Annotated in this window: 13 protein-coding genes; 5 read left to right on the forward strand and 8 right to left on the reverse strand. The window is 31.2% G+C overall.

Features of this window, described 5'->3' with window-relative positions; translation table 11 throughout:
* Positions 1 to 6: 6 nt before the first annotated feature.
* The 3 genes from ACU4C5_RS00805 to rpmH all read right to left on the reverse strand — a co-directional run bounded on the left by ACU4C5_RS00805 (position 7) and on the right by rpmH (position 3738).
* Positions 7 to 477, reverse strand: coding sequence for an ankyrin repeat domain-containing protein (locus ACU4C5_RS00805; RefSeq protein ID WP_446845150.1), 471 nt, complete (start codon positions 475 to 477; stop codon positions 7 to 9).
* 129 nt (positions 478 to 606) lie between these two features.
* A complete protein-coding gene (gene carB, locus ACU4C5_RS00810) occupies positions 607 to 3459 on the reverse strand; it encodes a carbamoyl-phosphate synthase large subunit (RefSeq protein ID WP_446845151.1) in 2853 nt (950 codons plus the stop codon).
* 117 nt (positions 3460 to 3576) lie between these two features.
* Positions 3577 to 3738 (reverse strand): 50S ribosomal protein L34, encoded by a 162-nt coding sequence (rpmH, locus tag ACU4C5_RS00815; protein WP_446845152.1) that lies wholly within the window; start codon positions 3736 to 3738, stop codon positions 3577 to 3579.
* 188 nt (positions 3739 to 3926) lie between these two features.
* Between rpmH and ACU4C5_RS00820 the strand changes: the two genes are divergently transcribed.
* A complete protein-coding gene (locus ACU4C5_RS00820; RefSeq protein WP_446845153.1) occupies positions 3927 to 4490 on the forward strand; it encodes a DUF2892 domain-containing protein in 564 nt (187 codons plus the stop codon).
* An 82-nt stretch (positions 4491 to 4572) separates the two neighbouring features.
* Here the strand turns inward: ACU4C5_RS00820 and ACU4C5_RS00825 are convergent, their stop codons facing one another.
* Together ACU4C5_RS00825 and ACU4C5_RS00830 are read right to left on the reverse strand one after the other, a co-directional pair.
* Positions 4573 to 5514, reverse strand: coding sequence for a lytic transglycosylase domain-containing protein (locus tag ACU4C5_RS00825; RefSeq protein WP_446845154.1), 942 nt, complete (start codon positions 5512 to 5514; stop codon positions 4573 to 4575).
* A 51-nt stretch (positions 5515 to 5565) separates the two neighbouring features.
* Positions 5566 to 6228, reverse strand: a complete 663-nt coding sequence (locus tag ACU4C5_RS00830) for an alpha/beta hydrolase family protein (protein WP_446845155.1) — start codon at positions 6226 to 6228, stop codon at positions 5566 to 5568.
* Between the two features lie 207 nt (positions 6229 to 6435).
* On the opposite strand from ACU4C5_RS00830, the gene ACU4C5_RS00835 reads away from it, so the two are divergent.
* Positions 6436 to 6735: an N-acetyltransferase gene (locus tag ACU4C5_RS00835; RefSeq protein WP_446845156.1), complete on the forward strand. Its 300-nt coding sequence runs from the start codon at positions 6436 to 6438 to the stop codon at positions 6733 to 6735.
* Between the two features lie 58 nt (positions 6736 to 6793).
* Here the strand turns inward: ACU4C5_RS00835 and ACU4C5_RS00840 are convergent, their stop codons facing one another.
* Positions 6794 to 7294, reverse strand: coding sequence for a hypothetical protein (locus ACU4C5_RS00840; RefSeq protein ID WP_446845157.1), 501 nt, complete (start codon positions 7292 to 7294; stop codon positions 6794 to 6796).
* A gap of 128 nt (positions 7295 to 7422) precedes the next feature.
* Entirely contained in the window at positions 7423 to 8733 is a 1311-nt protein-coding gene (mtaB, locus tag ACU4C5_RS00845) for a tRNA (N(6)-L-threonylcarbamoyladenosine(37)-C(2))-methylthiotransferase MtaB (protein ID WP_446845158.1), read from the reverse strand.
* 209 nt (positions 8734 to 8942) lie between these two features.
* On the opposite strand from mtaB, the gene ACU4C5_RS00850 reads away from it, so the two are divergent.
* The 3 genes from ACU4C5_RS00850 to ACU4C5_RS00860 are packed head-to-tail and all read left to right on the forward strand — an operon-like array spanning position 8943 to position 13447.
* A complete protein-coding gene (locus tag ACU4C5_RS00850; protein WP_446845159.1) occupies positions 8943 to 10094 on the forward strand; it encodes an ATP-binding cassette domain-containing protein in 1152 nt (383 codons plus the stop codon).
* A 9-nt stretch (positions 10095 to 10103) separates the two neighbouring features.
* A complete protein-coding gene (locus tag ACU4C5_RS00855) occupies positions 10104 to 11852 on the forward strand; it encodes a hypothetical protein (protein ID WP_446845160.1) in 1749 nt (582 codons plus the stop codon).
* Positions 11828 to 13447 (forward strand): ABC transporter substrate-binding protein, encoded by a 1620-nt coding sequence (locus tag ACU4C5_RS00860; protein ID WP_446845161.1) that lies wholly within the window; start codon positions 11828 to 11830, stop codon positions 13445 to 13447. The genes ACU4C5_RS00855 and ACU4C5_RS00860 overlap by 25 nt, the downstream gene beginning before the upstream one ends.
* Here the strand turns inward: ACU4C5_RS00860 and ACU4C5_RS00865 are convergent.
* Positions 13444 to 14619: a GlmU family protein gene (locus tag ACU4C5_RS00865; protein ID WP_446845162.1), complete on the reverse strand. Its 1176-nt coding sequence runs from the start codon at positions 14617 to 14619 to the stop codon at positions 13444 to 13446. The two genes, ACU4C5_RS00860 and ACU4C5_RS00865, sit on opposite strands and share 4 nt — an antisense overlap.
* Positions 14620 to 14665: the final 46 nt, after the last annotated feature.

Genomic DNA, 14665 nt, shown 5'->3' on the forward strand with positions numbered 1-14665 from the left:
TCCTTCTTAATTGATGATTTCTATAATAGCTACATTTTTAGTCATTAGGGCATAATCCTTAGCAGTTTTCCCTCTATTATCTTTAGTATCAGTACGTGCACCGGCAGCTATTAAAAGCTTAATAAGCGCATTGTTTTTTGCAATTACAGCATAATGTAAAGGTGTTGTTCCGTTTACATCTGCTGTATTAGGATTTGCTTTAAGATGTAATAATTTTTGAGTGATGATACTATCATTTTTGTAAACTGCTGCCATTAGTGGCGTACCGTATTTACTTGTACCATTGATAGTAGTAACATGTTCTGCTAAAAATTGAGCAACTTGAGTATTGCCATTATAACATGCTAAAATTAAGGGAGAGTAACCCGATGATGCGATACTATTAATTGTATCAGGGTTGATTTGCATTAAATATTTTACATCATTAACACTACCTGATCTTGCAATATCAAAAATACTTTTTTGAGTAAATGCCATTGTTGACATTGCAAGACAGTAGGTTAAAAAAACATATTTTAGTTTTATCATAACATATACTTGAATAATACAGAAGCTAAAGTAGTAATTATAAACCAATTACACACTCCCGTTTATCGAGTATAAATGCTATTTGCTCAAATACATCTTACGTCTTGAGTATAAATTGTAAAACTCATCGTCTTTAAGACTATCAATAAATAAAATACTTTCTCCAGTACTTTTCATTTCTGGTCCTAATTGTTTATTAACGTTATGAAATTTATTAAAAGAGAAAACTGGTTGTTTAATTGCATAACCTTTTAATTGCGGATTGAAATTAAAATCTGTTACCTTCTTCTCTCCTAACATTACTTTAGTCGCGTAATTAACATAAGGTTCTCCATAAGCTTTTGCAATAAAAGGCACAGTACGAGATGCTCTTGGATTGGCTTCAATGATAAATACCGTATCATCTTTTATAGCAAATTGAATATTTATTAAACCTACCGTATTTAGTGCTAAAGCAATTTTTTTAGTGTGATCTTTAATTTGTTGCATTACCAAAGGTCCAAGATTAAAAGGAGGAAGTAAAGAATTACTATCACCAGAGTGAATTCCGCAAGGCTCTATATGTTCCATTATACCAATAATGTAAACATTTTCGCCATCGCAAATAGCATCTGCCTCAGCTTCTATTGCGCCATCTAAATAATGATCTAATAGAAGTTGATTTCCTGGCATACGTCTTAATAAATCTACAACATGCTTTTCAAGTTCTTCTTTATTAATTACAATTTTCATGCCTTGTCCTCCTAATACGTAAGATGGTCTTACTAGTATAGGAAAATCTAAAACATCTGCAATTGCAGCTGCTTCATCTGCAGTTGTTGCAATATCAAACTCTGGATAAGGAATATTATTTTCTTTTAACATATTAGAAAACAACCCTCTATCTTCAGCTAAATCTAAAGCTTTAAAACTAGTACCAAGTATTTTAATACCATAACGTTCTAATTTCTCTGCTAATTTTAATGCTGTTTGCCCACCAAGTTGTACAATAACACCAACTGGTTTTTCATGCTTAATAATATCGTAAATATGCTCCCAGAATACAGGTTCGAAATATAATTTATCTGCGGTATCAAAATCTGTAGAAACAGTTTCTGGATTACAGTTAATCATTATAGTCTCGTAACCACATTCAGCAGCAGCTAAAACTCCATGTACACAACAGTAATCAAACTCGATACCTTGTCCAATTCTATTTGGTCCAGATCCTAAAACAATTACTTTTTTCTTATCGGAAACAATACTTTCATTATCAGCAAATCGTTTACCATCTGTAGTTTCAACATCACTTTCGAAAGTAGAATAATAATAAGGTGTTTTTGCTTCAAACTCAGCAGCACAAGTGTCTACTAATTTATAAACTCTGTTTACACCTAATTCTTCTCTTTTATTATAGACTTGACTTTCTAAACAGCTCAACATATGTGCTATTTGTCTGTCTCCATAACCTTTTTGCTTTGCTTCAAGCAATAAATCTTTTTGGATAGTATCTATTGTAAACGTTGAAATTTCTTTTTCTATGAAATATAATTCTTCATATTGCTTAAGAAACCACATATCTATTTTTGTGATTTCATGAATACGACTTAATGGTATTCCCATTTGTATCGCATCGTAAATAGCAAATACACGATCCCAACTTGCATTGGTTAATTTCTCTATAATTTGATCGTAATTTTTATAACCTTTACCATCTGCTCCTAATCCATTACGCTTAATCTCTAAAGATTGCGTTGCTTTGTGAAGTGCTTCTTGGAAACTTCTACCAATTCCCATAACTTCTCCAACAGATTTCATTTGTAAACCTAAAGTTCTATCAGATCCTTCAAATTTATCAAAGTTCCAACGTGGAATTTTAACAATTACATAATCTAAAGTAGGCTCAAATAAAGCAGAAGTAGATTTTGTAATTTGGTTTTGTAATTCGTCTAAGTGGTAACCTAAAGCTAATTTTGCTGCAATTTTAGCAATAGGATAACCTGTTGCTTTACTAGCTAATGCAGAAGATCTAGACACACGAGGATTAATTTCGATAGCAATAATATCTTCATTTTCATCAGGACTTACAGCAAATTGCACATTACAACCACCTGCAAAATCACCAATATTACGCATCATATGGATTGCCATATCACGCATTTTTTGATACGTGCTATCACTTAATGTCATTGCTGGAGCAACTGTTATAGAATCTCCAGTATGAATACCAATAGGATCCATATTTTCAATAGCACAAATAATAACAACATTATCATTAGAGTCTCTAAGTAACTCTAATTCGTATTCTTTCCAACCTATTAAGGCTTTATCAATCATAACCTCATGGATAGGAGAAATTTCTAATCCACGTGTTAATAACTCGTCAAAATCTTCTTCTTTATGTACAAATGAAGCTCCTGCTCCACCTAAAGTAAAAGAGGCTCTAATTATTAAAGGAAAGCCAAATTCTTGAGCAATTTCTTTTCCTTTTAAATAAGAAGTAGCAGTAGCTTGTGGTGCCATAGGAATATCTATGTCAAGCATTAACTCTCTAAACTTCTCTCTATCTTCTGTAATATTAATAGCGTCTATATTAACCCCTATAATTTCGACATCGAAATCTTTCCAGATTCCTTTTTCATCTGCTTCAATACATAAATTTAAAGCAGTTTGTCCTCCCATTGTAGGTAAAACGGCATCTATTTGTGGATGTTTCTTTAAAATCTCAATTAAAGATTTTGTAGTTAATGGTAACAAATATACATGATCGGCCATGGTAGGATCGGTCATGATAGTTGCTGGGTTTGAATTAATTAAAATCGTTTCAATACCATCTTCTCTAAGTGAGCGCAGTGCTTGGGTTCCTGAGTAGTCAAACTCACAAGCCTGTCCAATTACAATTGGTCCTGAACCAATTATTAGTACTGAATTAATGTTTTTATTTTTTGGCATCGTAGTAGTTGTGTAATGATGTTAAGTTGCAAAAATAGTTATCAATAGGGTACAAAAAAAGGTGCTACACCTAAGTAACACCTTTATATATTAACAAATGTTAATCATTGTCAATCATTATTTTTTATGTCTAGTTTCGGTAGATACAGACAGTTTCTTTCTTCCTTTAGCTCTTCTACGGGCTAAAACTTTACGTCCATTTACGGAAGCCATTCTCTCTCTAAAACCGTGCTTGTTTCTTCTTTTTCTCTTTGATGGTTGAAACGTTCTTTTACTCATTGTCGTATATCTTTAAAAGTCTTCTTATTCTTATAATATCAGCTTCAGACTTTGCCTAAAACTGCGGGCAAATATACAAAGAGTTTTTATTTACACAAACCAAAACCTAAAATATTTTAATTGATTTTGATTATTTGATGTTTTAAACAAAAATTTAGTTTCTTTGCAATCTTAAATTTAAACAACAAATGTACAACAAAAACATTAAACTACTTATTGCAGGAGCAATTATAGCTGTTGCTATTTGGCAATTCACCGAAGGTAATATTGGTAACGGAATTATGTATATCCTATTATCATTAATCTTTATTTTCTTTTATTTTAAAAACGAATTTATATTATTTGCGTTTATAAAGTTACGAAAGCAAGATTTTGAAGGTGCAAAAAAATGGTTGGATAAAATTAAAAATCCATCTGGAGCTTTAGTAAAAAAACAAGAAGGTTATTTTAATTACTTACATGGTATTATGGTTTCTCAATCAAATATGAATGAAGCTGAAAAATATTTTAAAAAATCTATCGCTTTAGGATTATCAATGGATCATGATTTAGCAATGGCAAAGTTAAATTTAGCTGGAATAGCTTTTAGTAAGCGTCGTGTACATGAAGCTAAAATATTACTTAATGAAGCTCAAAAACTAGATGCTCGTGGTATGTTAACTGATCAAATAAAAATGATGAAAGACAACATGAAAAAAGCTCAGGCGCCACAACAACATTTTGGAGGACACAAACAAGGGAGACGTCGTTAAAACCTCTTAAAATTTAAACATAAAAAAAGCGTCACATTAATTTGTGACGCTTTTTTTATATGCTTTTATTCATTTTTAAAAATTACGGTTGAGATGAGTAAACACCTTCTTTTGGAATTTCAATTAAATAAGCTTTTCTAGATCTGTTATTTAAGTGTGATTCTCTTAGCCATGGGTTATGAAGCTTTAAAACCTTATAGTTAATTCCAAAACCTTTTGCAAAATTAGCAAAGTCTGTAACTGCAGTATCTACTTCTACTTTATAAGATGGAACATCAGCATATAAATCTTTACTTGTAAAATTAAAACCATAAGTTTTTGGATGGCTTAAAATCTCTTTTAAAGCGACAATTCTAAACATATAACGTCCCGTTTCTTCACCTAGAAGCAAATCATAATACCCAGTAACGCCTTGTTCTTTTAAACGTCTAGAAACGCCTGCATTTCCGGCGTTATATGCTGCGGCTGCTAACGTCCATGTTCCTAATTCTTTTTTTGCTCTTAATAAATACTGGCAAGCAACCTCTGTAGATTTTTCTAAGTTATAGCGCTCATCAACATTATCGTTAACCTCCAAGCCATTTTCTCTTGCTGTTGCAGGCATAATTTGCCAAACACCTCTTGCTCCGGCAGGAGACACCGCGTTAGTTAATCCGCTTTCAATAACGGCTAAATATTTAAAATCATCTGGCACACCATGTTTCGCTAAAATAGGCTCGATAATTGGAAAATATTTTTCTGAGCGTTTAAACATTAATAATCCATTAGATTGCCAATATGTATTTACCAACAACTCACGATCCATACGTTCTTTAATATCTGGATTATGAAGTGGCAAGTTTTCACCCGCAAAATTTAAGCCTTCTGGCACCGCAAGCGCATACACATTGTAATCGTTAACCATTTTCTCAGTACCTTCAGGCTCAATATTATTATCTTCTGGAGCTTTTTGTGCTGCAAAAATAAATAATCCTGAAACAGCCATAACACCTATGACTGCAAAAATATTCTTTAAAATTTTCATCTTCTTTTTTCTCTTTTTATAAATTTATAATAATAAAAATAGCTTTCAAAATTAACTCAACATTAGTTTTGGTAAATTTTCGTTAAACCATTTATACTTATCAATAATCATTATGTGTGTACCATTTTCAATAGCAATAGTATTTCCTTCTGGAGAGTAACTAAATACACTATCTTTTTTACCGTAAACATACACTGCTTTTTCATTAGCTTGCTCTTGCTCCCAACATAATACTTGTTGAATTGCCCAGTCTAAATAACGTTTATCATTTACTGATAAGTACTTTTTATATAACTCAAAACGTTTTTTTGCTGTTTTTCCTACAGCATATCTTGATAACTTCTCAATATCTTTAACAAATCGTGTTGGCAACACCTTGTATATCTTGGTAGCTTTAGCAAATTTCATGCCTTTTGTGTACTCGTATTTAGATTTAACGCTAGACACGACTATTAATTTCCTTACCGTAATAAATTTACTCATTTCCTGAATTAAAATTCCTCCAAACGACACGCCTAAAAGCACAACATTGTCATGCTCAATTTTATCGGTCATACGTTTTGCATAGGCTTGTAATGTTTCGCCTTTAACAGGAATCATCCAATCTAGCAAGTGCATCTCAAAGGTATCTATAGGTAATTTTATATTTTCAAATATCGAAGAATTTGCAGCCATACCAGGCATCAAATACACGTGTATTTTTTCGTTATTCATATATTATTGGGCATTTATTAATTTACAAAATTAAACATTATCTCTCATAAAATGCTTCAGAACACTTATAATAACTTATTTACTAAGCTTTTAACAGTTTCAAGAACACATTATATCCTAATTTTACTTAAATTTGTAAGAATAGACGTATCAAATTTCAGTCTTCTTCGTTATTTATATAGCTATTCAAATTAAATTATTTTAATTATGATTGATACCACAGAATTAGTAGACAATGACTTTTTGCGCCAGTTTGAATTTAAAATTGAAGATCAATTAGCAATCATTGAATATTCGCTTCAGGATCGAAAAATATTTTTAACAAAATTGATTATTCCTGAAAACATTACTTCCGAAGATTTTGAAAATGATTTTTTATGTGTTGTTTTTCAAAATATAGAAGAACGCAATAATATTAGCGTTGTTCCTACGAGTCCGGAAATTGTAAAATTTATGAAACGTAACAGGCGTTACAAAAAAATGTTGCCAGTTGGCATTAGAATTTAACCATAAAAAAAATCCGAAGCTTAACACTTCGGATTTTTTATTATATATATTTCTCTTTTTACTTCTTCTTATAAATAACTTTTACTGCTATCGTTTCAATTACTTCAGAGAAATCTTCATTATAAACATTTAATGTTTTATAAGTGTATAAAATATCTCCTTGTAAAGTTCCTAACACTTTATTATTCACAATTATTTCATCTCCTGTAACAATATAACTTGCTGCAGTACCAATAGCACCTTCGCTACATTGTAAATCTATATCGTAGGTATTAGTTTGAGCTCCAGTTAATGCTATTTTAAGCATTGGATTAAACGTATCTACATTAGAGTAAACCCCTACAGATTCAAACTCTAAAGTCTCGTTATTTTCACAAGCTAATTCTTCTAATAAATTTTGATGTGCTACTGAGTCTTTATTTAAATCTAAAGCAGTATTTGCTTCCCATGATATTAATTCCCATTCTCCAACAATATTAGTATTAATATCATCTTTTGTACATGATGTTGAAAACACAAATAGTGGCAGTACAAAAAACAGGTTAATTAATTTTCTCATTTATAAGTAGGTGTTAGATTTCTTATAAAAGTATCTCTCAAATTAAACGTGGTAAAATAAAATAGATGATCGACAAATAAACTAGGTTGAACTAATTTAGTTTTCAAGTATTTAATAATCCCTCTTGTTTAAACAAAATCAAAACGCACCAATCCGTCTTCATCAATATTGGTTAAATTCACCTTATGTAAGGTATTTACCAACTCGGGATTCCAAGGAGTTTTTACTTTTACATAATTTTCAGTAAATCCATTAATATAACCTTCTTTATTTTCACTTTCAAAAAGCACGGTTCTTGTACTTCCTAATTGTGCTTCATAAAAAGCTCTACGCATTTTTGCAGACAAGCCTCTAAGCATTTTACTACGTTTAGAACGTATATTTTTTGGCACCACATCATCCATGGCTGCTGCTTCTGTATTATCACGTTCAGAATAGGTAAATACGTGTAAATATGAAATATCTAGCGTATTTAAAAAGTTATAAGTCTCTAAGAAATGTTCTTCGGTTTCACCAGGAAATCCTACAATAACATCTACACCAATACAAGCGTGAGGCATTACTTCTTTAATTTTTTCAACACGATCTACATACAATTCACGCAGATAACGACGTTTCATTTTTTTAAGAATTGCATTACTCCCACTCTGTAATGGAATGTGAAAGTGCGGTACAAAAGCTCGTGATTTTGAAACCAAATCAATAGTTTCATTTTTAAGTAAATTAGGTTCTATAGAAGAGATTCTTAAACGCTCAATACCTTCAACAGTGTCTAATTGTGTTACCAAATCTAAAAAAGTATGTTCATGACGTTTGTTTCCAAACTCTCCTTTTCCATAATCTCCAATATTAACACCGGTTAGTACAATTTCTTTAATATTTTGAGCCGAAATTTCTTTAGCATTTTTAATCACACTTTCCATCGTATCACTTCTTGAAATCCCTCTAGCTAAAGGAATTGTGCAATAAGTACATTTGTAATCACAACCATCTTGTACTTTTAAAAACGCACGCGTTCTATCGCCTACCGAGTAACTTCCAACATAAAAATCGGCATCATCAATATCGCAAGAATGTACTTCTCCAAAATCATTTTTAGACAAGTCACTTATATAATCTTTAATTTTAAATTTCTCAGTCGCTCCAAGCACTAAATCCACACCATTAACGTCGGCTAATTCTTGTGGTTTTAATTGCGCATAACATCCTACGGCAGCTACAAATGCATCTGGATTATTTTTTTGAGCTTGTTTTACAATAGATTTAAAACGTTTATCTGCATTTTCGGTCACCGAACAAGTATTAATAACATAAATATCTGCGGTTTCAGAAAAATCTACACGATCAAACCCTTCTTCCGTAAAATCTCTAGCAATTGTAGAAGTTTCAGAAAAATTCAGTTTACAACCTAAAGTATAAAATGCGACTTTCTTTTTCATATATCGTTTCCTAATTTTTTCAAAATAGTCTAAGAATTGCTCTTTTCTACATTGAAAAAAATTTCTTTATCAATTAAAATTCATTACTAATTCATTATCTGTATATTTACTTTTTATGAATTAGGTCTGCAAATTTACGCATTTGTTTGAAAGTACAAGCCATATCCTTGCAGGGAAACCTTTTTTATACTTATTAATAGAAATTATATATGCTAGATTTTAAGGAAAGACTACAGGACGTCCGTTCGTTTTTTGAAAATGATGATGTTGTTTTAGGGTATCGAAAATTTATGGATTGCGCTATAGATACGCAAGATTTAAAAATTTACGATAAGGTGATTACACTTACAGACTGGAAAGAAAAACACCCTGCAGAAACTACAGAACTTTATAAAAAAGTAAGCGAAATCCTAGAAGATTTAGAGAATTTCTCCATCACAACTTATAATGCTGAAGTTCCTATTGCTAAAGCTAAAAATATTATAAAAAGTTACGGTAACAATCGGTTTTCTTTAGGACCTATTACTTTAGAAATCAAAAAAAGACAGGTTTATGGTCTGGTTGGTGAAAATGGAAATGGAAAAACTACTTTACTTCGTGTTTTAGCTAACGAACTAAACTATACCGAAGGCGAACTGCATTATAATTTTGACAAACCTCATAAAAACAGTTTTGATTTACGCTCAAAACTCGTGTATATCCCACAACGTACACAACGTTGGTACGGAAGCCTAAAAGACAATCTTAAATTTGTATTATCTAATTACGGTGTGCCGCCTCAAGAAAACGAAACACGCGTTCTAATGATGATTGCGCGTTTTGGATTATGGAATTACAAGCATTTAAAATGGGACGAATTATCGTCTGGATATAAAATGCGCTTTGAGTTGGCTAGAACACTATTAAGACAACCTGAATTACTTTTACTAGACGAGCCTTTAGCTAATTTAGATGTGTTGGCGCAGCAAGTTATTCTGGAAGATTTAAAAGCCATCTGTAACTCGTTAAATAATCCAATTGCTTTAATTTTAAGTTCGCAACAACTTTATGAAGTTGAAAAAATATCTGATAAAGTTATTTATCTTAAGAATGGAAAATATAAAGAGAAAGATCACACGATAGAAACAGAAGAAGAGCAACTTATTGTTGAAATTGACTGTGAAAGCAAACGTGAAGACTTATTAACAATCCTAAACCCAATTGCTTTAGAAAAACTGATTTATAACGGTGGTATTTACGTTGGGTATTTTTCTAAAAGCACCACATTTTCTTCAGTATTAGAAACCTTAGGAACGCATAAATTACATGTAACTTATGTCCGAAATATTTCTAAATCTACTCGTCGATTTTTTGTATCCTAAATTATTCAAATGAAAACATATATTCGCAATATCAACCAGTATTTATTAGAACGCTATCCTACTATTTGGAATACCAAAATTGTATGGATTTTAGCGATTAGTCTTATTATTCATATTATTTTTTTTCTATTTGGTCTAGTTACATTAACCAACCCAGAATTGCTTCACGACAGAGGAGCAAAAGATATTTTCTTTGATAATGGCTCAATATTTCTTAGTGTTATTTTATCCATACTTATTTTAGTGTTTTGGGTGATTAACATGTTTAAAAACAATGCATTTAAAAACTTTTATCCAGTATCTAGATTTAAACTGTTTTCACAATTTATTCACTTTTTTGTAATTATATTTTGTAGTACAACATTTTATTACTCTTATAATTTAGGCTTAAAAACCTATATTTCTGGCAATTATAGTGATGCTCGTTTTACTAAAGAAACTACCATTGCTAACAAAGCTGCTATTTTTTTATCACACGACATACAAGATTACACCGTAAATAAAAGAAAATATCCCACCAATATTTTCTCGCCACTATACTGTGAAAACAGAGGCGATTTTGTAGATATAGAAGCACCACATTTTACATTTTTAGATTTTGATTATCAGTTTTATACCCTTAAAACTAAAACACAAAGTAGTGAAGAAGTATACGAACCAATGCTACTTGCTGGTTATATTTACAAAAAAACGAATGACACTATTGTTACGTATTTTTATAAAGATAGCGTTATAAACATATCTGAGCATTTTAAAACTTCACAACCTTCATATTACAACTATTCTGATGTGTTTTTTGGTACTGATGAATATGATAATACAGACCTAAAAGAGTTTAATTACGACTCTAATTTATATTATGAAGATTATCAGGATATAAATAAAACGGAGGCACAATTACAAATCAATAAAACAGCACACCTATTATTAGACAGAAATAATACGGAAGAATTAAAGCAGTTATTAGCCGACTTTTTAGAAATTTCAGACATTTATAAAGTAAAACACAATCTAACGGCCGAAAAATGGTTCAAAGAAATATATCATCCAGAAAATTTTGAAGTTTCTTCATTAATTGAACAGGATTACAGAGTATATTCTCGTGTAGAACACAGCGAGCAATCTGAGTTACAAAAATACAATAACAGTCATTTTACAGATTATTACATAAGTTCTGATAACCTTAAAAATGCCTTTGAAAACATTAATGAAATAAAAAACACACCTATAATAAGTCATGAAATAAACATCTTTCTTTGGTTATCATTTATTATCGCATTAATTTTATTTTGCTTTCGTATTACAGGTTTAAAACCTTTATTATTCACTATAATCACAACAGGAGTTTTAAGTATCTTTATTTCGTTATTAGGTGTTCTTTTTAGCTTTGCCGTTGGTGGATCTGGAAATAGTGTCGCATTTTTATTATCGTATTTCACTTTTATTCTTGCGACAACAATCTTATTAATTCCACTTAAATTTTCAAAAACTATAAAAAAATCAATTGTAGCTATTTGTGTTAATTTATCTATTTTAGGATTTGTGCCTTATCTCCTTTTAATTATAGGTATTATATCTCTTCACCAACAAGCTTATTGTGATGACATTTATAATATTACCAACACTTATAAAGATTGCTCTACACTATTTGATAGTTTTGGCATCTATTTAAGCTATATACTATTTGTTCTAGGTTTTGTATTCTTATATTTTTACACCGCAATAATTAAAAAATGGAAAGCATTAGCAGAAGGTTAAACATCATATTATACAGCATCATATTAACAACATTCGTTTTTTCTTGTAAAAATGAGCGTGACACAAATAAGGATCATCTTGTATTTAGATATAACGAACATAAAAATATTGGATCTTTAGATCCTGCTTTTTCAAAAGATTTAGCTGATATATGGGCCACAAACCAACTATTTAATGGTTTAGTACAAATGGACGATAATCTTAACGTACAACCCTCTATAGCTAAAAATTGGTTAATATCACCAGATGCGCTCACATATACGTTTACATTGCGAAACGATGTGTATTTTCATAAGCATCATTTATTTGGAAAAGATTCTACCAGAACGGTAATCGCTAAAGATTTTCAATACAGTTTTAATAGATTACAAGATCCACAAATTGCGTCACCCGGAAGTTGGGTCCTTGCTAAGGTTAGTCATTTTAAAGCAGTAAACGATAGCGTATTTCAAATACAGTTAAAGCAACCATTTCCAGCTTTTTTAGGTTTATTAACTATGAAATACTGTTCTGTTGTTCCTAAAGAAATTGTATCACATTACGGCAGCACTTTTAGAGCTCATCCTATTGGTACCGGCCCTTTTAAGTTTAAACGTTGGGAAGAAAACATAAAATTAGTCTTCAGAAAAAACAATAATTATTTTGAGATTGACAAGAACGGAACATCCTTACCATATTTAGAAGCTGTAGCCATCACTTTTTTACCTGATAAACAGAATGAATTCTTACAGTTTTCACAAGGAAACATAGATTATATTTCAGGTTTAGATGCCTCTTATAAAGATGAAATTTTGACCGCAGACGGAATTTTAAAATCATCATACGCTAATGATGTTAACATGATTAGAGGTCCGTATTTAAACACTGAATATTTAGCTTTTTTTATGGATTCTGAAGCTTCAGAAATTCAATCTGAATATATTAGAAAAGCCGTGAATTATGGTTTTGATAGACAGAAAATGATGATTTACCTCAGAAATGGTATCGGAATTCCTGCCAATGGAGGTTTTATTCCAAAAGGATTACCTGGATTTAATAGTAAAGTTGGTTTTAATTATCAACCAGAAAAAGCAAAACAGTTGGTACAACAATACAAAACAGAAACTGGAAATAACGCTCCTGAAATCACAATTACAACCACTAGTAATTACTTAAGTTTTTGTGAATACATACAGCGTGAACTTCAAAAAACTGGACTTCAAGTACACGTAGATGTGATTCCGCCTTCAAGCTTAAAAGACTCTAAAGCCAATGGCAAATTAGATATGTTTAGAGCGAGTTGGGTTGCCGATTATCCGGATGCAGAAAACTACCTATCTCTATATTACAGTAAAAACTTTGCGCCTAACGGTCCTAATTACACGCATTTTAAAGATGCACAGTTTGATACTTGGTATGAACAAGCCTATTTGGAAACTAATATTGAAAACAGAACCATTCTATATTCAAAAATGGATAGTTTAGTACTTCAAAAAGCACCAATTATCCCTATGTTTTATGATGAAGTGGTACGATTTACAAGAAAAAATATTATTAATTTAGGTATTAATCCTATCAACATGCTAGAGTTAAAACAAGTAAAAAAGAGAAATTAATCTCTTCTGTGTTTTTTTGATTCTTCAAAAACATGTTCTAAAATAGCAGCATCTTGCTCAGTAAACTCCAAATCTCTACGTTTCATAACCACTGTTGCAACTTCAAAAGCTTTTTTAGTGATGTAAGTTGTAAACCCATTACTACCACCCCAAGAAAAACTTGGCACAAAATTACGTGGGAAACCGCTACCAAAAATATTAGCGCTTACACCTACAACTGTACCGGTGTTAAACATGGTATTAATTCCACATTTACTGTGATCTCCCATCATTAAACCACAAAATTGAAGCCCTGTTTTAGCAAAACCTTCAGTTTCATAATCCCAAAGACGGACTTCAGCATAATTATTTTTCAAATTAGAGTTATTAGTATCCGCACCTAAATTACACCATTCTCCTAATACTGAATTCCCTAAAAAGCCATCATGACCTTTGTTTGAAAACCCAAAAAGAACCGAGTTACTAACCTCACCTCCTACTTTACTATGTGGACCTACAGTTGTTGGTCCGTAAATTTTAGCACCCATTTTTACAGTGGCATGTTCACACAAAGCAAACGGACCTCTAATAATACTACCTTCCATAACTTCGGCATCTTTACCAATATAAATTGGTCCTTTTGATGCGTTTAAAGTTGCAAATTCTAGAGTTGCACCTTCTTCAATGAAAATATTTTCGGGAGCAATCACATTATTACTTTCTGGAATAGGTTCAGATATTTCATCTTCAGTTAATAACTGAAAATCTTCAGCAATAGCTTCACCATTTTTAGCAAAAATATCCCACGTGTTTTCAATTGTTAAAACAGCATCTTCAAACTCAATCGCTTTATAACTTTCTAAATCTATTTCTTCTTGCGAGTCTTTAGTAAAAAATGCAATAACATCTTCACCTTTAAAAATAGCTTCGTTTTCTTTAAGTGCTTTTACCAAATTCACCAATTTTTTATTTGGTAAATAAGACGCGTTAATCATTACATTCTCTTCCATTTCAACCATTGGAAACTTCTCAGCTAAATAATCTTCGGTGACCGATGTTATTGTACCTCCCAAATACTTTTCCCATTTTTCTCTAATGGTTAAAATCCCAACGCGAATATCGGCAACTGGTCTTGTGTAAGTAAATGGTAACAAATTGTTACGTGAAGGTCCGTCAAAAAGAATATAATTCATACTGAAGTTTAAAAAGTTAAAAAAGGCGCAACGTCATTATTAGTCT

The sequence above is a fragment of the Lacinutrix undariae genome (assembly GCF_052934785.1).